The following is a 19,198-nucleotide window of genomic DNA, read 5'->3' as shown; positions in this document are numbered from 1 at the left end:
GCACACCGCTCTCCAGGTGACGGGACGCTACCCGGCGCGTCCGAACACGGCCTCAGATCGGGGGATCGTCGTGCCAGGTGCCGTCCGACAGCTCGGGCTGCCGGGGGGTGCGCCGCTGGAGGACGGCTAGGGCGTCCTCGACGCGGCCGAGGTCGATGAGGTAGCCGGCCAGGTCATGGCTGTTCGCGGAGGCGTGCTGTTCGAGGACGGCGACGGCTTCCTCGGTGCGTCCGTCGCCGGCGAGCAGCTCGGCGATGTGCGGTGCCACGTACGAGGTGGCGCCGTCGGGATGGGAGCGGGCCTGCGCGATCGCTTCGTCGCCGCCGTCGCGGGCGGCGATCAGCGGCAGCCGTATCCAGTACAGGTCCCACTCCTCCTCGCCCCCGCGAGCGGCGGCGAGGGCGTTGACGTGCGCCAGGCCGTCCTCGGGGCGGGCCCTGGTCGAGGCACAGGTCGGACAGGGTACGGAGGATCCAGTCGTCCTCGTTGCGGGCGTCGGCCTGGACGCGCATCACGTCGATCGCTTCGTTCCCCCGGCCGTGCCGGGCCAGGAGCTGCGCGAGCTCGAACGCCGAAGAGGTGTCGTGGGCCACGGGTCCGTCGGCCTGCCGGTATGCCGCGATCGCCCCCTCCACGTCGCCGCGCTCCTCCAGCAACCTCGCGAGTTGCTGTACGGCGTACCCCGAGTCATCAGTCGCCGCAGCTGCCCGCAGCTCGTCGAGCCGGCCGTGCCGTGCCAGCAGCGCGGCCAGTTGCTCTCGGTTGTTGAGCAGCGTGGTGCTGCCGGTGCGCAGCAGGGCGATCGCCTCGTCGGTGTGGCCCTGGAGCTCGCGGATCGTGGCGAGCAGCCCGATCGCCGTGTCGCGATCGAGGCCTCGACAGCACCACAGGAAGTCGGAACACCAGTGCTCGGTCCCGGCGGCGAGCAGCGCGGCGGCTTCCTCGTCGCGGCCTGGCCCCGGACCCCAACGTCCGGGAGGCCGCCCTCAGCGCCACCGCCGCGCTCCTCCAGTCTCCCGAACTGGCCGGCCGAGTCTCCGGAACCACCCAGATCCTCCGTCATCTACTCGCCGAGAGCACCGACCGGCGTGAACGCGCTGCCAACATCCTGGCCATCGGCGCCTGGGGCGAGGACACCACCAGCTGGCTTGCCGACCCCGACCCCGCCATCCGGTCGTGCGCCGCTCTGTCACCGGGATGCGTCAGCAACACCAAGGCGACGCGGACGATCCTCCGCGCCCTGCTCGACCCTGCGGCCATCGACTCCCGGTTCCGCGACGTGTGCTCGCCTCCGACGGTTTCCCCGTCACCCACGACCTGCTGGCGCGCCTGTCTCCGCTCCAGTTCGACCACATCACTTCCTCGGCCGCACACGTTCTTCCGCCCGCCGAGGCCGGGCGCCGGCCGTTGAGAGAACCGTCGGTCGGTGACGATGAGAGCGGGCTTCTGCACGGATGGCCGCACCGGGGCTCGGTCCGGAAAACCGTTCGCGACCCCAGCGTCTTCGAGCGAGACTGGCGGGTCGATCACATCGGACAGGAAGAGTGGCCAGCGCTGACGTACAACCGTGACACCCTGCCCTTCCCCGAGAACCGTGTGCCCCCCATCACCTACGAGGGCATTCGGAACTGGGATGAACTCGACCCGGCCCGCCACCCGTTCGCCTGGGACGAGGACGAGGAAGCCCACATCCGCTCGCTGGTCCGTGAGTGGGTGCCACCCGTGCTCTCCGGTATGGCTGGCTGGTGGCAGGGCGAACGCTGGTGTGAAAGCCAGGTGGACGCGATCATCCGGGAGCGATACGGCACCTGGGCCTGGGGATGGAGCTGGTGCTACCGCTACGGCGGGCCCATCGGTAGCTGGGTCAGCGGGGCAAGCTCGGTGACGACCCCTGACGAAACCGCGGCACGCGTCGTAGCCGCGCTGTTGGAGTGGCGGGAGTGGTTGGAGCGGACGGCTCAGCGCTTCGCCGAGTTGGCGCCGCCGTCAGGCGCCTCACCCGAGGATCGCAGCTGGCACATGGAGCGAGCCTGCGTCCGGCTCGTGACGCACGCGCTCGACTCGGGAGCGGAGGGTGGCTGGCACGGGCAGGCCTCGATGGTTCTGGGCTGGTTCCTCACCACCACCGGCATGGACCAGGCCGAAGCCGGGCGAGCAGTGGAGAGCGCGATCGGCGGCCGGTTCAAGAGCTGGGTCACCCCTGAACGGACGCTGATCGAATCCGTCGGCGAGGACCTCGCCGTCGGCCTCACCGGCCACGCCCCCTACCGGGACCACCATGAGAGGGCGGCCCTGGAGGATCTCCATGACCGCTACTGACAGCCTTTCGGTTTGGCTGCGCGTGCGCCGCGAGGCCGACTGGCAACACGCACCAGTCCTACGGCGGGTTCCCCCTGCGAGCGACGGATTCCGGACTTGGTGCGACGGGCCGGTGCGCCGACGCGACCCCGTTCGCGCCGAGCGTCTGCTCGCCGCCCACACCTTGGCCCGAGCCAATGCCGCACGCCGCATCCCTCTGAACTTCGCCCTGCTGGCCGGCTGGCAGCGCGAGGTCCTCGGCGAAGCAGAGGCACCGTTCCGCGCGAACGACGCCTATGCGAAGGCCGGCCGCGAGCGCTACGGCCTGACTCCGCGCACCCAGGCCGACTTCGCTTCCTGCCTCCGCGAGACGACCGACCCAGACATCCCGCTGGCGGCCCGCGCTGCCCGCGCATACCTCGACGTGGCGTTCTTCCACCCCTTCACCGATGGCAATGCCCGCGCTGCCCTGTTGACCTTGGTCCACGTCCTGGCCAGGGAGAACATTGTCCTTCCTGAGGTCGGCCCTCTCCAGACCACCCGTTACGCGGATGACCCGGCGGGCGCCGCCGACCTTGCCGCTCTCATCGGGGTACTGAACCGCCGCCGGCACTGAAGCCTCAGGGCGAGAGCGCCGACACCTTGCGCCAGGCTTCAACAAACCGTGATCGTCGACCCGGACATCATCCGAGCCGCCCGCGACATGCTGCCCAGCCCCGAGCACTCGATCACTCGATCGCCAAGCTCCTCTAAGCGCCGCAACCGGGAGCCTCCTCAGGTTTGGCGTTCCATGGCTCCGGACTGACCATGCGCACAGAGGTCAGGGACTGCTCCCAGCCTGCGGACCGGCGGAGCGGGCCTCCGCCGGCGCGTGTCCAAGTTTTTCCCTCGGAGTCCATGAACTCCAGTCGCAGTCGATTGAGATCGACGTCTTCGACCGTCACACGCGGCACTGCCTCCGACATGGACATCTTGAGCAGAGCCGGCGGAATGTCGATCTTCTGACAAGGCGGCACGGCCTGCAGGTCCCACCAGACGCTCGGCTGCTCCAGCGACAGGCGCATGGCGATGACGCGGTTGCTGCCATTGAGCACGGTGATCATTGTCGGGGTCCGGTAGAAGGACACCATCTTCGCGTCCGCCTGCTCGGCCTCCTCGGTGGTCCGCAACTCCGCCCTGATGCCGAGGACCAGACCGCCGAGTGCCGCGAGGACGGTGAGAGCGGCCGTCACGGCGCGACCTGTCTGGACGAGAGCGGACTCGGAGGATCCGGGAGAGGGCATGGGCCGGTCCAGCTCGGGGGAGGGCCGCTGCTGCGCGTCATCGGCGGGCGGCTCGGCCGGCTCCCGGCCGGTGCCACGGTCATCGTCACCGTGATCGGTGGCTGAGTCGGCACCGGCGCCAGCGGCGTCACCGGATCCACTACTCTCACGCGTGCCGTCGCTCTCGCCGGCGCCCCCGTTGCCGTTGTGTCCCATGCCGGCGGGCAGCTCCCCGGCGGCTGAGCCACTGCTTGGCCGAGTTCTTTGGATGTCCCGCCCGTCAGGCTCGGCGCCGGCAGCAGCGAGCGGCCGGACCGAGGACGCGGCGGCCTCGTTCCGGGTTCCTGAGTCGGCGTCTTGGTCGTCGCTTTCAGACATGGCTGATTGCTGTCCCGGCTGTCCGGCGCGTATGCCGACAGGCCAGGAAGGTTTCCGTCCCGCGCCCGAACGATTCGTACACGGCGATGGCGACCGCCGCCCCCTCATCCCGCTTTTCGCACCACCAGGAGCGCCTCGACTTCCCCCGCCGTCCCCTGACAGGCCCTTGCGTGACCGCAGCCACGGCCAACCCTGGCGGCCCGGCGCCCCCGCCGTCGGCCGCGCCCGAGACGGACACAACGGCAGCGGACATCCGCATGGGGTACGCGCGGTGCTCCTACTTCACCCGGGAGTTGCAATCGCAGCTGGACGCGCTAAGCGCGCACGGCATCCCGCGCGACAGGACCTTCTCCGAAAAGATCAGCACCCGCATCCGGGTCCGCCCGCAGGTCGAGGCCGTGGAGGGCGCCGCCCGCGCGAACCGCGAAGGCCGGCGAGGTGGTTCCTCGCAGTCCGCCCCCAAACCACGCCCGCTACAGCGGCAATGGCGTGGTGATCCACTGGCACGTGGAGCGCAAGGACGTCTGCGTCTACTCCCAGCTCAAGTCCTGCTCGTCATCCGAGGTCGCGGCGATGATCGAGGGGCCTGCTGCGGCACTGCACAGACGCCGAGATCGAGTCGAACCACGTCGATACGCATGGAGCCTCGGTCGTCGGGTTCGCTTTCACCGAGCTGCTCAACTTCCGCTGTTGCCCCGGCTGAAGAACATCGGCAGCATCCGCCTGTACCGTCCGGACGACGCCCCGCCCGGCTGGCCCGCGCTCGGCGCCTCGTTGACGAGGCCGATCCGCTGGGACCTGATCGCCCAGCAGTACGACCAGATGGTCAAGTACGCGACCGTGCTGCACCTTGGGGACGGCGGAGGCCGAGCAGGTGCTCGCCGCTTCACCCGCGGCGGCCCCAAGCACCCCACCTGCCAGGCCCTCGAAGAACTCGGCCGTGCCGAGCGCACGGTCTTCGCCTGAGATTACCTGGCCAGCCCCGGCCCGCGCCGCGAGATCCACGGCGGGCTCCAGGTCGTCGAGAACTGGAGCAGCGCCAACACCGTGCTGCGCTACGGCAAGGACGGCGCCCTGACCGGCCCGGACAAGGAACACGCCGAAACCTCGATGCTCGCCCTGTACCTGCTCCCGTCCGCACTCGTCCACGTCAACACGCTGCTGGTGCAACAGGTCCTGGCCGAACCGGCCTGGGCGAAGAAGCTCAGAGACGAGGACCGGCGCGGCCTGACCGTCCTGTTCTGGTCGAACGTCAACCCGTACGGCACCTTCCGCTCGGACATGGACAAGCGCCTCGACCTCGGGACTGCAGCCTCCGTACCTCGCCCCCGCATCCCGGCCGACGCCGCCGACCGATCGAGCACGGAGACGCGATGAAGGACTTCCAGGGCTTCACCGACCCCCGGATGAACGAGGCCGCGTGGTGGGCGCTCGACCTGACGCGCGCCTACGCCGCCCGTGACCGCGCCGCAATCATCGAGCCCTCGCTTACCTGGAGCCGGACCAGTTGGAGCACACCGGGTGCGTCCTCTTCGTGACTCGTGATCGGGCAGCCGACCCCGTTTGACCTTGACACGGTGACAACGCCTTCACTGCTTTCCAAGGGAGGTGGTCCCGATGACCATGACGAGACAGGACATGGATGCGATACGAGCGCTCCAGGCGCTGGAGGACGGCCGTTCGTCCGTGCGACTGCGGGCTGCTCTGGCGGTCGGCACGACGCCTGACCCGTACTTCGTCGACAAGCTAATCGAGCGATGCGCGATCGAGCCCGAGTTCTTCGTCCGCGACATGCTGACCTGGGCGCTCACCCGCCATCCGGTGTCCATGACGCTCCCCGGGCTGCTTCGCGAAGTCCGCTCGGAGCGTGCGCAGGCACGGAGCCAGGCGCTGCACACGCTGTCCAAGATCGGGGACCGGCAGGCGTGGCCGGCGATCACACGCACGCTCCTGTCCGACGCCGACGACGAGGTGGCGCGGAGCGCCTGGCGGGCCGCGGTCGTGCTCGTCCCGGAAGGCGAGGAGTCCGCCTTGGCCACGGTGCTGGCAACGCAGCTCGGGCGCGGGGAGCGGGAGACGCAGCTGAGTCTCAGCCAGGCGCTGGTCGCGCTGGGTGAAGTGATGGTGCCGGCTCTGTATGCTGCGACGACGGCCTCTGACCCGCGTGTGCGTGCGCACGCGCTCGCCACACAACAACTGCTGCGAGACCCGGACGCCGGATTCGAGTTGGCGATCGGGGAGGCCAAGCGCGTCGTGGCCCTCGCCCGGGCCCCCAAGACGGACGATTGAACTGTGCTGATTGGTGAGGTGGCGAGACGGTCCGGGGTCAGTGCCCGCATGCTCCGGCATTACGAATCGCTCGGCCTGGTGCGGCCTTCGGGGCGTACGGGCTCCGGCTATCGGGAGTACTCCTGGGAGGACATCCGGCGGATCTTCCACATCGAGAGCCTGCGGTCGCTTGGTCTGTCGCTGCGCGAGATCGGGCGCGCGCTCGACGATCCCGGTTTCACACCCTCGGCGCTCGTCGGCGACCTCATCCGGCAGACACGCGAACGCATCGCGGCCGAGACCGAACTGCTCAAGCGGCTGCGCCGGATCGACGCCGCGAACCCCGCCGACTGGGAGGACGTCCTCCAGGTCGTTGCGCTCCTCCAGGCACTCGGGTCGCAGAGCGCCGACGCCCGCCAGCGCGCGGCCCTCTCCTCGGCCGACGGGGTTCCGGTTCCGGTGGAGGTCCTGGTCGAGGCGGCACTGAGCGAGACGGAGCCGAACGTCGCCGGAGCCCTTCGCTGGGCGCTGGCGCGATCGGGTGACGGCGGCTCGGCACTGCTGGCCAAGGGCCTGCGCTCACCGGTGGCCGCGGTGCGGGAGCGTGCAGTTCAGTCCCTCGCGGAGCTGCCCGGTGGTGAGGCAACCGCGCACCTGCGGGACGCTCTCACGAACCCCGACGTCGCGGTCCGCGGGTACGCGGCTCTGGCGCTCGGGACACGTGGTGTGGCCGAAGTTGTGCCGACGCTCATCGACATGATCGTGGAGGGAAGGAACGACACCGATGCAGCCGACGCACTGAGCAAGCTGGCGAGCGACACCGCGACGGCCGAGCAGATCGCGACCAGGCTCGTCGACCGCCTTGCCCACGACACCACTGAAGCGCCTGCACGCGGACGGCTGACCCAAGCACTGGCGGGCATTCCGGGCACGACGGCGTCACGTGCCCTTGTGGAGCTGTCTCATGACGAGGACCGTGCCGTTGCGCTGACTGCCGCGTACCTTCTTCAGCTCCGCGACGCACGGTGACGGATCTCTCCCCGGATGCCCCGCACGAGGCGTGCCGGGGCGGCGGGGTCCCGGTCCTGTCGCCGTCCACCGGAGGGGGACAGCGGATACGAGACGTCGTCCACGCCACTGGCTCCCATTCCGGGTGGGCCCGGCGGAGCCACCCGGACTCGTTCCCGGTGATCGGCAAGGACGAGCTGATCCGCTACTTCACCCTCACTCCGGCGGATGAGGCGTTTCTGCGGAAGTTCCTGCGACCCAGACGGTTCTCGGCGCCGTGGTGCAGGTGTGCACGCTGCCGTGGCTCGGCTTCATCCCCGGCCGAGGTTCCCTCTGCTCCGCCGGTGGCGGTGGGCCGCCTGTCTCGGCAGCTCGGCCTGCCGCTCGAGGTCCTGGGCGGCTACGGGAGGGCCCGGGAGCAGAGGCGTACGGACCATCTGCGGCAGGTGACGAAGTATCTGGGGCGGCGTCCGGCGAAGTCGCTGGAGCTGAAGGAGCTGGACGGGTTCCTGCCGACCCGCGCCATGGAGACGACTCCCCGTCGCTGTTGTCCGCCTGGGCTGCGAGTACTGGAGCTCGACGAAGGAGATGCGGCCTGGCGTGGTCACCCTCCTGGAGAAGGTGGGCACCGCCCGCCAGGCCGACGAGCGGGAAACCCACGTCCGCGTGGCCCACTTGCTGACCGACGAGCGCGCGCAGGCCTAACGGGCTGCTGATCTTCGACCCGAAGCCGAGGCCATCACGCCTGCACTGGCTGGTCACCGGACCGGTGCAGGCTTCACCAACAATGTGGGCGGCGAGGTCGAGAAACTGAAGTTCCTGCGCTGCTGTCGTGCCTTGCGCGAACCGTGCCTGATGCGGCATCAGCCGTGAGGGAGGATCACCGTGATGCCGGGTACGGTGCCGATCTCGGCCAGGGCGAGCCCGGCCTTGTCCAAGCCGACAGTCCTGGTGATCAGCAGATCCGGCCGCAGAATGCCGGCCGCCGCCATGTCGATCATTGCGGGGTACGCATGTGCGGCCATGCCATGGCTACCGGAGACCACCAGCTCGTACGCCAGCACCCGATTCATCGACAGCCCGGTGAGCCCGCCGGTGGCCCGCACCTGGACATGCCGTCCGCGCCGTCGGAGACTTCCGATCCCCAGCTCGGTACTGAAGGCGTGGCCCATGGCGTCGATCGACAGATGGGCTCCCCCTCCTGTGATGTCCCGGACCGCGGCGGCGACCGCATCAACGGCCTCGGGGACGCCACCGGTGCTGCCGGGGGCCTCACCACTCGCAGACATGCGGTGCACTGCGGCAGCGCCCAGTCGCTCGGCGATGGCCAGTGCCTCGCCACCGCTGTCCACCGCGACCACCCGGGCCCCGGCGGTCGCGGCGATCATGACAGCCGAGAGCCCGATCCCGTCACATCCGTACACCACCACCCACTCACCCGGTCGAACCGCGCCGACCTGGACCACGGCGCGGAAAGCGGTGGCGAATTGGCATCCCAGGACCGCCGCAGTCGTGAACTCCATCGCCGTCGGCAGTCTGACCAGGTTGACGTCGGCGTGATCGATTGCCGCATACTCCGCGAACGAGCCCCAATGATGGAATCCCGGCTGCGTCTGCCGCTCGCACACCTGCTGCTCTCCCGCCGCGCACGCGCCGCAGGTCCCGCATGCACACACGAACGGCACTGTGACCCGGTCCCCGGGCCGCCATCTCGAGACCTGCGATCCCACCGCCTCGACCACCCCTGCCAACTCATGTCCCGGCACGTGCGGGAGGAGACGAATGTCCTGGTCGTGGCCTTGCCAGCCGTACCAGTCGCTCCGACACAGTCCTGCCGCCTCAACCTTGATCACTGCCCCGGCGAGGGAGGGCGCCGGATCGGGCACCTCACGGACCGAAGGCTTCTGTCCGAAATCGTCGAAAACCAAAGCTCTCATACCTGCTGCTCCTCATGGTCGGCTCCGCTCGTGGCGATGGGCCACAGGAAATCCAGTGTCTACCTCGTCACCGGGGCGAGTCACCCTCATGACCCTGCTACTGGCCCGGAAGAACTGACAGTCGGCAGAGACGTCTTGGCCGGTGAGCGGTTTGTCTGTGCTCACCGGCCAAGGCAAGGGCCGAAGGTGGTTAGGGCAATTCCTCGTTCTGGGCGTGGTAGCAGGAGGGGAGCTCCCCCTTGAGGACGTCTATGCCGAACAGTCCGTGGCCCTTGCCTCCGGTGGGGGGAAGGACCACGACCAGGGTGGAACCGTTGGGAATCTTGTCCCGGTGAATGGTCGTGACCAGCCGGTCGTTCTCGCGTCCGATCTTCCCTACCGCGGCCTTGTTGGCCTCCCTGTCTCGGTTGAGGTCCTTCTGGGCGACAGGGCAGCTGGGGTCGTCCCGGTAGACGCGGGCGTTCACTCCCATGCGGTCCAGGTCGTGCTGCAGGCCGGCGGGATCGGACAGCACCCTCTGCACGCTCATCCCCGACGTTTCGATCGGCATGCTGAGCTTCACGATGTTGTGGGGTTCCCGGTCGAGGGTGTAGGCCACGTTCGTGATCCGGTCGGGCCCGGCCGCGACGGTGACCGTGTCGGTGTCACCAGGCGTCTGACCGATGCTCACCGCGACGCCGGCCACGGCCGCCGCCAGCGCCACCGGGACAACGAATCGCGTCGTGAGACGCCGGCGTCTCGCGGTGAGACGGGAGTCTTCCTGCACGTGGTTCATGAGGTGTTCCTTCAGCAAGAGGTGGCGGTCGCGAGAGAGATCCGGGTCCGCCGGTGCCGGCAGCAGCCGGGACAGTTCCCCTCGCTCCGACCGCTGTGGCGATTGCGGGTTGGCATTCATCGGTTCTTCTCCTGGATCGACCCCACCGCGGGTGTGCGGTCACCCGGTATCTGTCCGCTGCCAGGCTCGCGTTGCACATTGCTTGGAACCCCGGCCAGTTCCTGCTCGGTCAGCTCCCGCAGCCGGCTGCGAGCCCGCGACAGCCGGGAACGGACCGTGCCAACCGGCACCTCCAGCGCCTCGGCCACAGCCGCACGCTCCAGGCCCGACCACACGCACAGGGCAAACACCTCCCGCTCCGCCGGCCGTAACCGCTCAAGCGCGGCTTTGGCCGCGGCCAGCTGTTCGGTGGCGGCCGGCCGTCCCACCAGCTCCTCCGCGAAATCGGGCACTGCCTCGCGCGCAGGCAGCTGCGTCAGCGCCCTCTGGTGCCGGCGCGCGGCGCGGGCGGTGTTGTGGAGAACATTGGTCGCGATCCCCAGCAACCAAGGCCGCAGGATCTCTCCGCCCGGACGCAGTTTCTTCCTCAGCCGCCAGGCCTCCAAGAACGTCAGTGACACCACGTCCTCGGCAGCGGCCCAATCGCCGGTCCAGTGCACGGCGTGCTTGTACACCACCTGGGCGTGTTCATCAAAGATCTGCCCGAATGCCGCCGAGTCCCCGGCCCGCACACGAGCGCGCAACGATAGCTCCACACCCCGTCCTGTCCGACCACCCAAGCCCGTTGCTGTGATCCCTGTCACAAAGCTCACCGCCGGCATGCCGAGCAGCAGATCGCTTACGGAATCGGTGTCACCCCGCCCACTGTCTACCGACACCTCAGCAAAGTCCCGAGCCGGCCCCCAGGATCCGTGTAGCCCAGCATCACGCCATTCATCACGTCAACTGCCGTGCGCGCCCCCGCTGTCGATGTACAGCTCGGTAGTGGACGGGCATGGGGGAGTGGAACCCACCACATCCCAGCGCGACGCCGAGACGCCGATGCGCGTGCCGGCGGCTCGCTCGTCGTCGGTCCAGTCGGGCCGGCTGCGGTCCGGCTCCCCGCTCGTCCTGGTGGGTCAGGTGCTGAACGGGCCGGGCAGGCCGGCTCGGGGGCCGAGACGGAGGGCTCCTCTCCTGCCGCGACTCAGCGGTCGGTGTCGAGGGAGTCGAGGATGTCCCGAAGTGCGGTCTTCTGATCCTCGGTGAGCTTGTCGACAACGGCGGCCATTGCGTTGCGGTGGGCGTCCCAGAGGCGGTCGGCGGCATCACGCCCGGCGTCGGTGATGTGCAGGACGATCGAGCGCCTGTCGCGGGGGTGGACTTGGCGGGTCAGCATTCCTGCGGACTCCAGGCACACCGCAAGGGTGGTCACGGCCCGAGGAGTCACGCCGAGTCGGCTACTCATCTCGCTCATGGTGAGGTCACCGTCATCGCGGAGGAACGTCAGCAGCCGGAGTCGTTCATAGGTGACCTGCTCGTTGAACAGCTGCCTGCTGGCCCTCTGTCGCAACCTGTGGGCCGTCGCGAAGAGGCTCTCCGCGAGCGCCGCCCCGTTCACGGCCTGCTGGTGAGCCTCTGAGCGAGCTGCTGGATCCATTCCCGACCTCTCATGAGAAAAATGCTGTACATGTTCAGCAATTAATGTACTGTCGGGGTTCAGTATCCATGAAGGAGGCCGTAATGGCTGGCCGGAAGTCGACAGGGAGCTGGCCGATGGACGGGCGGACCGTCCTGGTGACGGGGACGACAAGTGGGATCGGTCGGACAACCGCAACCGCCCTGGGCCAGGCCGGGGCGGTCGTCCTGGCCCATGCACGCGACCAGACACGGGCCGCCGCGGTCGCCCGAGAGCTCAAGGGCAGCGGGGGACGGTTCGTGCCGGTGTCGGGTGACCTCGGGTCGCTGGCCGGTGTGCGGGGTCTCGTCGAGCAGGTGCTGCAGGTGACCCCGAAGGGTCTGCACGTGCTGGTGAACAACGCAGGCGCGGCGTTCTCGCAGCGCGCACTGGCCCCCGACGGGGTGGAACGGACCCTGGCCGTGAACCACCTGGCGGTCGCAGCTCTCACTTCGGAGCTGTTGGACACCCTACGCATCGGGGCCTCCGCGACAGGACGGCCTTCTCGCGTGGTCAACCTGTCCTCGATTCTGGAGAAGCGGGGGAACCCGAAACTGCAGGACTGGACTTACCCCGATCAATACAGCCAGCTCCAGGCGTACAGCGACTCCAAGCTGGTCAACCTTGCCCATACCTACGCCCTCGCCAGGGAACTCGCCGGTAGTGGGGTCACCGTCAACGCGGCGAATCCCGGCAGCGTCAAAACCGCGTTCGGGCACAACGCCGGCGGCGTCCTCAAGGTGGTCGGGATCGTAGGGAAGGCGTTCATGGCCAGCCCGGAGAAAGGCGCACGTACCAGCATTCGACTGGCCAGCGACCCCGCATTGGACGACGCGACCGGCGGCTACTACAGCGCTGCGGAGCTGGACATGTCCTCCGATGCCTCCCGGGACCCCGCCTTCGGTGAGCAGGTCTACGCCCGCACCGCCGCGATCCTCGCGCAGGCGCCGCGGTGACCAGCCCAGCCGGAACGGGCTCAGCTCAGCACGCCGCCCGGCGCGCAGAGAGGCGTGCCCACGAATGGTGAACCAACCGACGTGTAGCTGAGTGTGACGATTCGGACTGGCCGCTGGCGGTCAGTCCGAGGCGGGTCCCGGCTCCGAGTGGGTCGGGGCGGAGAGCTGAAGGCGGCTGGACGTGTTCAGCGGCACCTCGCCGTAGGGCTGGACGTGCATCCAGAACAGCGGGGTGAGCGTGCGGCGGTCCTCCTCGGTGAGCACGCCGGCCCACTCGGGCTCGGCGAGCACGTCCTGGATCATCAGGGTACTGACGAAGACCAGGGCGAGGATGGACAGTTCCTGCTCGTCACGGCGGTTGCCGGCGAACTCGCCGCTCTTGCCGAAGAACAGCACGTCGTTGGCCCCGTTCCAACCCTCGACAGGTCAGCCCGCCGCAGTCCACCTCCACGCGGTCGTGGGCCGAGACGGCCGCGGACTCCTACCTCTGGCCTCAGGGGAAAAGTAGCCGAGGGGTGGCTTTCGGGTGGTCAGATACGCCGTTTCCCCGATGCGGATCACGCTGCTTGCGGCGGTGTACTCCTCGCGGCGCGGCCGATGACGCAGCCCGCACGACGGGCTCGGCATCATGACGGCATGGACGAGACGCGTGAACTCCTCACCGAGGACGAGGTGAACAACCTGCTCGACGGCGACGACCGTGACGCCGGAGGGGAGGACGACGAGTACGAGTGGATGAGGTGAACGTGCCAGGCGCCGGGTGGGGGCCTCCCCGTCCGGACGCCTGGAGCGTACGGGCCTGCGCTCTACCGCGACAGCCCCACAAGCCAGCCGTCATCGCCAGTGTTCGCCGTGACAGTCACAGCTCTGCCTCCGGGTGGCCAGTGTGGAGTCGGTCCGACCAGCAGATTTCATTCGGCCCAGGAGCTTCACGCGCCATGCGCTACCTGCCACGCGCGGCCCGCCTCACTCCTTACCGGCGTTGAGCAAGTCCCGCACTCGCGTGACCTCCCACGGGGCGTCCTCCACGGGCCAGCTCGCACTCAGCTCCTCAAGCATGGCGCGATGGTCCTCGACAACCTCTTCCCACATCAGCCCCCATGCCGCGGCGGCTTGAACCTCTACCTCGGGGCAGCGCGTCGCCCGGACGAGCGCGTCCACGGAGTTGGTCCCCGGGGACTCGTCCAGCAGTTCCAGGGCCCTGACGCGGTCGTTCAACGGCAGGTTCTCGTCGCAGGCGACATTCCCAAGCGCCTCGACGAGTCGTGGGTCGGCCTCCTCCGCGCCCTTGAACACCGCTTCCACCGCACAAAGAACCCGCTCGCGGACGTGATCGCTCGCGGCGGCCTCCACGACCTCGGCCAGCAGGGACGGCTCTTCCGCCGCCACGACGCCCAGCGCTGACAGTGCCGTGAGGTGCTTGGCCTCCGGCCCGTACTCGCGGCTGAGCTCGGCCGGTGAGGGAGGCTGCCGCAGCACCTCCCGGATCCGGTCCAGGACGAGTGCCCTCTCCGGTTCACGTGCTGCCTCGCCGCCCCGCTTCACGGCGCCATCGGGACTCCACCAGTGGTCGAGGGCGATGCCCACGGCCGCCTGGTCGTCGCTTTCGAGCAGCGTGCGAAGCGCCTGGTGATACGACTTGTCCACCGTGGGCGCCCTCAGCCGCTTGTGGGCGCGATAAAGGTCCGGGTCCGCCAGCCGGTGTCCCTCCCAGTGGACGCTGTGCGGCTTGCCGAAAATCAGCTTCATGGGGTCCTCGCCCCAGGGATGCGCCGGAGGCTGGTCGTCCCAGCTTTCGGCGACCTCCTCCAGGATGGCACGGTGCCGATCCAGACCTCCCGTCCCGACCAGGAAATAGGACGCGTGAGCCTGCACCTTCGGCTCACCCTCACGGAGCGCCCGGAGGAGAATGCCGTCCGCGTCCGCGCCGAGGCTGTCGGCCAGGACGCGGATCGCCTTCTCCTTCGTGAAGTAGAAGCCGACGGACGGGTCGAGGATCAGGTCGCCCAGCGCGGCGACGAGCCTCTCGTCCTTCACCTCGGCCTCGTCGAGCACGCCGTAAGCCATCCAGACGGCCCTCTCGCGTACCGCGTCCGAGTCCGGGCGCGCGAGTACGTCCAGCAGGAGGTCGGCGTCGCCGGGCTCGGCGTGCTGCGCCCCGATCATGTTCAGGGCGCTCACCTCGGCGGGAGACATCGGCCGCCGGAGCACCTCACGAGCGCGTGCCAGCACCTCGGGCAGGTATGCCTCGGCACGTTCCTCGTCCTCCAGGACGCGACGTAGCCCCTTCGAGGACTCGTATTGGTCGAGTGCGATGCCCACGGCGACCGGGTCCTCGCTGCGGAGCAGGGTGGCGAATGCTTGCAGGCATCCCTCGTCGCTGAGCGGGAACCTCAGTTCGTCATGGGCGTTCCGGAGTACCGGATCGTCCAGCTCGGTGTCTTTCCAGTAGGTGCTGTGGAAGCCCTCGATCGCCTCGCGAATGTGCTTGGCCTCCCAACCCGCGTCCTCCGGCCATGACTTGACGAGCCGCCTGACGCGGTCGCGGTGGATGCGGAGCCGTAGGGGCGTCGCGAGACAACCCGCCGCGTGCAACTGGAGTTCCAGTTCGGACGACTCACTGAGACGGACGATGAGGTCTTCGACCTCCGGCAGGTCGAGATCGTCCAGGGCGTGCATGGCCTTCCTGCGATCCCGCACATCGAGGCCCTCGTCCAGCACCATGGCACCGATCAGCTCCAGCAGCCGCCGGTTCGGCTCCTCACCCTCCGCGAGGGCGGTGCCGGCCGCGAGAAGCGCATCCTCCCGCACCCCGGCGTCCGGGGCGCCTTCGAGGGCATCCGCGATCAAGTCCGCGTCCTCCTCCTCGGCGAGATGCCACATGATGGTGAGAGCGCTCGCGTGGCTGTGGCCGGACGGAGGTTGCCCGAGGAGGTCTCGGGCAGCGAAGCGCACTTCGTTGGCCAGCGGCCAGTAAGGGTTGTCCACACCCCACCTGGTGTCCGCCTGTGCCGACTGGTAATCGTCCAGAGCCCCGCAGACGACGTCGATGTCGTCGCTCTTCAGCCGGGCGCTGAACTCGCCGAGGCGGGACTTCTCATCGTCGCTCACGAGACCTTCTTCATAATCATCTCTTCAGCCTGCCAGAGTTGTCCGACCCGGCCCGGCCGGGTTGTAGATCCCGGCGAGCGGTCCGGCAGCGTATCCAGGACAAGGCCGTGGGCGGCCTGCAGGTCGCCGAAGTCGCAGGAGCGGGCGATCCGGCCCCCGACGACTACGGTGTACCTCTCGCCGCCGTCGCGCGCCACCGCGCCGAATTCTTCGAGCAGCCCGTCCACGGCAGCGCCTACGCCAAGGCCGCCGCCCTCGTGCACACCCTCGGCCGCTACCGATGGCTCGAGCGCTCCAACATGGACGTCGCCGCCGCGAGCGGCGTCATGTACCTCGAAGCCTCAGGCATCGCGGTCAAACCAGCGCGCCGCGACGTCATGGCTCTACGCGGCCTCCTTCTCGATCCCGGCTGCACCGCCGCCAGGATTGCCGCACTGCTCCGCAGCTGGCCCACCGCCGCATGGACGCGCCCAGGAGCAGGCCGGTCAGGTGGGCAGCCGGCGGCTGGCTGGACTCTGCGGTCGGCACTCCAGGGGTGAGCCAGGTGGCACTCTTCCGCCAGTCGCCTCAGCTTCCCCTGCCCTGCTGCGTGCCCGGCCCTGCACCACCTGACCCCCACGGTCCGTAGCACCGTCGCCTCCGGATCGACCAGGTCACAGTCCGTTGCCCCAGCCAAAGGTGGCGCTGTAGGCACGCTGGATCGCATGCCCGCCTCGGTCCCCGTCGGCATGGACCCAGACGAGAGCGATAGCGAACCAGAGCAGGAAGATCCCGCCGACAACGCCCAGCGCGACGAGCTTGCCGTACCAGCCGAGAAGGGCCAGGACGACGGCCACGATGCCCACACCGACGTGCGAGCCCCGCAGGTCGAGCGACGCCGACCTGCGCTCAGCCCTGCGCCTGGCCCGCTCCGCCGCAAAGCGCTCCTCGCGCACTGCTTGGGACTCGTTCTCGTCGAAGCCCATCCATCCCCCCAGAGCGGCGGTCCATGAGGCGAAGCCGCGTACGCCGAGAACACAACACGGTGCTGTGCCTACCCAGTGAGACTGGCGTCGTCCCGCCAGGGTTGCGGTGCAGGGCCAGTTGACAGTAGTGGCATGTTGCTGGCGCGCGCTTGACGCGGAGTCGTCGCCCAGATGAGGATCCCCCGTTCCTGGAGAGGCCGCCTCGGAAGAAGCGAGTTCGGCTGAAGTGCCAAGCGCCCACAGCGCTGACCCATCCATACTGCGGGAGGACCTTGGAGTGGGGCCCAGTCGCCCTGCTTGGCGATGACGACAGGAACTGTGCGTCTACCTCGCCGTCCCCCACGCAATCCGCCAGTTCGCGCTCACGGCGGCGCTCGCCCGCCCGGCCGTGGACGCCGACCGCGTCTCCTATCCGAAGTGCGTCCGCATCATCCGCTGCAGCATCCCGTCCCAGCTCGGAGCGACCACCGCCAAGCTCATCCGATCCTTCACCGAGGCTGAACGGGCGGCAGGCAGCCTCCTCCTCCCAGCCCGCCGTAAGCCGGGACTGCCCACGCGCGATCAAGAAACAGAACCGATGGCCCCTGCTCAGGACCCGCGCCAGACGCAACACCGCGCAGCCCGGCCACTGGGCCCACAACCCGTACGCGAAGCAGAAGACCTCTGCCGCGCCGGACGACCGGTGCTCAAGGGAACGCAAGCCGTGTCGGCGCCGTGACCGCTCATTTATCCCTGAGACCAGGCGGCAACCGTCTCCGTATGCTCTGGCCGTGGACGGATACCAGGGCCTGACGGCATTGATCGAATCGGCCTGGAAGGAGCTGAACGGCTCCGACGCGGACCGCCGGGACCTGTGCCTCGAAGTCGTCAGCGACGTCCTGGAGACGGGCCGTCTGACGCAAGGCGACGCCGAGCGGGCCGTAGAGCGCCTCGTCATGGCCGCGCTCTCCGATAGGGGCTACCCAGTGAGGGAGTCCGCGCTGCACGCAGTCTTCACTGCCTCCACGCACTATGAGCTTCCCTACCGGGTGGTGGAGCCGCTCGCTGTCGGCGCGGATGGCTTCGAACCCGTGCTCCTGGGCTACGTCCTGTCCATCCTCGGCTCGACTCACGACCAGGCGGCGCTACCGATCGTGGAGCGGCTCCTCCAGCACCCCCACCCCGAGGTACGCAGGGAGGCGGCGGAGGCAGTGCACGAACTGCGCTGGAGCCGGGAGTCCGCCCAGGGAGAGACGGCTTAGGTCCCAGGACTCGGCAGCTCGGTCGTCAAGAGGGCATCTGATCAGTGTTCAGGGCGTGTTGACACCCTTCTCGATTCGCCAGGTTGGCGTGGATTCTCCCGTGAGCGCGCGGCTCATTTTGTCAGCCAGGACCCAGTGGATCATTGCCTGAGACCGCTGAGGTAAAGCTTTGTAGTCGCGCGCCAGGCGGCGGTGCTGCATCAACCATCCGAAGGTCCGCTCGATCACCCACCTTTTGGCCAGGGGTTGGAACCGCGAGCGGGTGGGCCGCTCAACGACTTCCACGTCGATACCCAGGCCCGCTCCGTGGTTGATGACGGTGCCCTGGGAGCCGCCATCGGCCGCCACCTCGGCCACGCTTGGATGTGCGGTGGCGACGTGGTCCAGGAGCTGTTTGCCGCCGACGGAGAGTGAGCCGTCCAACGTCTTTAGCGAGACGTCGTCTCCGCCTGCGTGCGCGGGTAGTTCGGGGGTGTGCCCTGGCCGGGATGTACGCGACCGGTAATCCCGCTGGTCGATGAACGCGCCCAGCTGGTTGAGACTTCGGGTCATGTGAACCCCGCTTGTCTCCGGGGATGAGGAGTGGTTCAGAGCAGCAGGTGCCCGAGGATGGTCGCTGCGGCCACTAGGAGAAGAAGGGCGACGAGCCCGAGCATGATCTCCATCTCGGGCGAGTCGTAGTGTTCGATGTAGATCTTCGAGGGCCAGGCCGGGTGGTGGCGGATGTTCCATGTCTGTCCGGGGAAGAGCAGACGGCTGTTCGGGGTTCCGTCGGCCGGCTCGGCCTCGCACTCCGTACCGTCCGCCCTGTGAAAGGTGATCACGGGGATGTACTTGGGGTCCCCGTCGCCGTCCGTGTCCTCTCGGACGTACAGGACACGTCCAGTGGTCCGTATCCCGCGCCGGATCAGACACCAGGAGCGCCATGCGCGACGCAGAAGATAGCCGGCGACGGCCGTGGACGTGATGAGGAAGACCGTCAGCACCAAGGCATCCGTGGGGGGAGCGTAGGCAGCAGCGGTCGCACGGCGCGTCGCCGAAGTCGACTTCCGCCGCCAGACCGGCCTGAGGGGTCTGCGGAACGAAAGGCTCCAAGGGTGTTTTGCCGGACGCAGCCAGGATCTCCGGCTTCCGGCCGGCGACGTAGTAGCGGAACCATCCCGGAGGAGACGTCCGCCCCACGCTCCTCGACCAGGCGGTGAAAGATCCGGGTAACGGTGTGCCGCTGCTTGCGCGCTGCTCGCCACCTTGGAGGGCTCTGGCCGGCGCGGCCGGAGCTCGTTCGGTGCGCCGGCCTCCGCTGTTGGCCGGGGCCGGCCTGCCCTTGTTGCCCTTGTACCGG

Annotated in this window: 20 protein-coding genes and 3 pseudogenes; 12 read left to right on the top strand and 11 right to left on the bottom strand. The window is 68.7% G+C overall.

Going from position 1 to position 19,198, the window contains the following annotated elements; all coding sequences use genetic code 11:
- Positions 1-52 precede the first annotated feature (52 nt).
- Positions 53-268 carry a hypothetical protein gene (locus IE198_RS28510; RefSeq protein ID WP_189891713.1) on the bottom strand — a complete coding sequence of 72 codons (216 nt, stop codon included), beginning with the start codon at positions 266-268 and terminating at the stop codon, positions 53-55.
- Between the two features lie 1,013 nt (positions 269-1,281).
- Here IE198_RS28510 and IE198_RS28505 point away from each other — a divergent pair.
- Both IE198_RS28505 and IE198_RS28500 read left to right on the top strand, forming a co-directional pair.
- Positions 1,282-2,319, top strand: a complete 1,038-nt coding sequence (locus IE198_RS28505; protein ID WP_229834421.1) for a hypothetical protein — start codon at positions 1,282-1,284, stop codon at positions 2,317-2,319.
- Between the two features lie 112 nt (positions 2,320-2,431).
- A complete protein-coding gene (locus IE198_RS28500) occupies positions 2,432-2,914 on the top strand; it encodes a Fic family protein (protein ID WP_229834420.1) in 483 nt (160 codons plus the stop codon).
- Between the two features lie 133 nt (positions 2,915-3,047).
- Here the strand turns inward: IE198_RS28500 and IE198_RS28495 are convergent, their stop codons facing one another.
- Positions 3,048-3,776, bottom strand: coding sequence for a hypothetical protein (locus IE198_RS28495; RefSeq protein WP_189891711.1), 729 nt, complete (start codon positions 3,774-3,776; stop codon positions 3,048-3,050).
- 748 nt (positions 3,777-4,524) lie between these two features.
- On the opposite strand from IE198_RS28495, the gene IE198_RS35660 reads away from it, so the two are divergent.
- The 7 genes and pseudogenes from IE198_RS35660 to IE198_RS36730 all read left to right on the top strand — a co-directional run.
- Positions 4,525-4,641 carry a Tn3 family transposase gene (locus tag IE198_RS35660; RefSeq protein WP_308426868.1) on the top strand — a complete coding sequence of 39 codons (117 nt, stop codon included), beginning with the start codon at positions 4,525-4,527 and terminating at the stop codon, positions 4,639-4,641.
- The gene (locus IE198_RS35655) at positions 4,629-4,904 is read left to right on the top strand and encodes a Tn3 family transposase (protein WP_229834419.1); all 276 of its coding nucleotides are present in this window, start codon (positions 4,629-4,631) and stop codon (positions 4,902-4,904) included. Before IE198_RS35660 ends, IE198_RS35655 begins: the two co-directional genes overlap by 13 nt.
- A gap of 81 nt (positions 4,905-4,985) precedes the next feature.
- The gene (locus IE198_RS35650; RefSeq protein ID WP_229834415.1) at positions 4,986-5,315 is read left to right on the top strand and encodes a Tn3 family transposase; all 330 of its coding nucleotides are present in this window, start codon (positions 4,986-4,988) and stop codon (positions 5,313-5,315) included.
- Positions 5,312-5,476 carry a hypothetical protein gene (locus IE198_RS28485; RefSeq protein WP_189891709.1) on the top strand — a complete coding sequence of 55 codons (165 nt, stop codon included), beginning with the start codon at positions 5,312-5,314 and terminating at the stop codon, positions 5,474-5,476. The genes IE198_RS35650 and IE198_RS28485 overlap by 4 nt, the downstream gene beginning before the upstream one ends.
- Positions 5,477-5,555: 79 nt before the next feature.
- Positions 5,556-6,227 carry a HEAT repeat domain-containing protein gene (locus IE198_RS28480; protein ID WP_189891707.1) on the top strand — a complete coding sequence of 224 codons (672 nt, stop codon included), beginning with the start codon at positions 5,556-5,558 and terminating at the stop codon, positions 6,225-6,227.
- Between the two features lie 3 nt (positions 6,228-6,230).
- Positions 6,231-7,235, top strand: coding sequence for a MerR family transcriptional regulator (locus tag IE198_RS28475; RefSeq protein WP_189891705.1), 1,005 nt, complete (start codon positions 6,231-6,233; stop codon positions 7,233-7,235).
- Positions 7,232-7,738 (top strand): annotated as a pseudogene (locus IE198_RS36730) (DUF4158 domain-containing protein); the annotation flags it as partial. The gene IE198_RS28475 and the pseudogene IE198_RS36730, both read left to right, overlap by 4 nt.
- 339 nt (positions 7,739-8,077) lie before the next feature.
- Here IE198_RS36730 and IE198_RS28465 read toward each other — a convergent pair.
- From IE198_RS28465 to IE198_RS28450, 4 genes are all read right to left on the bottom strand, one after another.
- Complete coding sequence (locus IE198_RS28465) at positions 8,078-9,151, bottom strand: alcohol dehydrogenase catalytic domain-containing protein (RefSeq protein WP_189891701.1); 1,074 nt, start codon at positions 9,149-9,151, stop codon at positions 8,078-8,080.
- Positions 9,152-9,341: 190 nt separating this feature from the next.
- Positions 9,342-9,926, bottom strand: coding sequence for a hypothetical protein (locus tag IE198_RS28460; protein WP_189891699.1), 585 nt, complete (start codon positions 9,924-9,926; stop codon positions 9,342-9,344).
- Positions 9,927-10,042: 116 nt separating this feature from the next.
- Positions 10,043-10,681 (bottom strand): RNA polymerase sigma factor, encoded by a 639-nt coding sequence (locus IE198_RS28455; protein WP_229834414.1) that lies wholly within the window; start codon positions 10,679-10,681, stop codon positions 10,043-10,045.
- 431 nt (positions 10,682-11,112) lie between these two features.
- Positions 11,113-11,565, bottom strand: a complete 453-nt coding sequence (locus tag IE198_RS28450; protein ID WP_189891696.1) for a MarR family winged helix-turn-helix transcriptional regulator — start codon at positions 11,563-11,565, stop codon at positions 11,113-11,115.
- An 83-nt stretch (positions 11,566-11,648) separates the two neighbouring features.
- Between IE198_RS28450 and IE198_RS28445 the strand changes: the two genes are divergently transcribed.
- Positions 11,649-12,539, top strand: coding sequence for an SDR family NAD(P)-dependent oxidoreductase (locus IE198_RS28445; protein ID WP_189891694.1), 891 nt, complete (start codon positions 11,649-11,651; stop codon positions 12,537-12,539).
- 120 nt (positions 12,540-12,659) lie between these two features.
- On the opposite strand, the pseudogene IE198_RS28440 reads toward IE198_RS28445, so the two are convergent.
- A pseudogene (locus IE198_RS28440) lies at positions 12,660-12,950 on the bottom strand (Tn3 family transposase); the annotation flags it as partial.
- Positions 12,951-13,505: 555 nt separating this feature from the next.
- Positions 13,506-15,650 (bottom strand): hypothetical protein, encoded by a 2,145-nt coding sequence (locus tag IE198_RS28435; RefSeq protein ID WP_189891690.1) that lies wholly within the window; start codon positions 15,648-15,650, stop codon positions 13,506-13,508.
- Positions 15,651-15,742: 92 nt separating this feature from the next.
- Between IE198_RS28435 and IE198_RS28430 the strand changes: the two are divergent.
- Positions 15,743-16,108: pseudogene (locus tag IE198_RS28430) on the top strand (fic family toxin-antitoxin system, toxin component); the annotation flags it as partial.
- 195 nt (positions 16,109-16,303) lie between these two features.
- On the opposite strand, the gene IE198_RS28425 reads toward IE198_RS28430, so the two are convergent.
- Positions 16,304-16,615, bottom strand: a complete 312-nt coding sequence (locus tag IE198_RS28425; protein WP_189891688.1) for a hypothetical protein — start codon at positions 16,613-16,615, stop codon at positions 16,304-16,306.
- 770 nt (positions 16,616-17,385) lie between these two features.
- On the opposite strand from IE198_RS28425, the gene IE198_RS28420 reads away from it, so the two are divergent.
- Positions 17,386-17,856 (top strand): HEAT repeat domain-containing protein, encoded by a 471-nt coding sequence (locus tag IE198_RS28420; RefSeq protein WP_189891686.1) that lies wholly within the window; start codon positions 17,386-17,388, stop codon positions 17,854-17,856.
- Between the two features lie 48 nt (positions 17,857-17,904).
- On the opposite strand, the gene IE198_RS28415 is transcribed toward IE198_RS28420, so the two are convergent.
- Positions 17,905-18,408, bottom strand: coding sequence for a transposase (locus IE198_RS28415; RefSeq protein WP_229834413.1), 504 nt, complete (start codon positions 18,406-18,408; stop codon positions 17,905-17,907).
- A 35-nt stretch (positions 18,409-18,443) separates the two neighbouring features.
- Positions 18,444-18,842 carry a DUF3592 domain-containing protein gene (locus tag IE198_RS28410; RefSeq protein ID WP_189891684.1) on the bottom strand — a complete coding sequence of 133 codons (399 nt, stop codon included), beginning with the start codon at positions 18,840-18,842 and terminating at the stop codon, positions 18,444-18,446.
- Between the last annotated feature and the right edge of the window lie 356 nt (positions 18,843-19,198).

The organism is Streptomyces xantholiticus, assembly GCF_014651015.1.
Classification (GTDB): domain Bacteria; phylum Actinomycetota; class Actinomycetes; order Streptomycetales; family Streptomycetaceae; genus Streptomyces; species Streptomyces xantholiticus.
The sequence above is the reverse complement of the archived record's forward strand: the minus strand, read 5'-3'. Positions and strand labels throughout refer to the sequence as shown.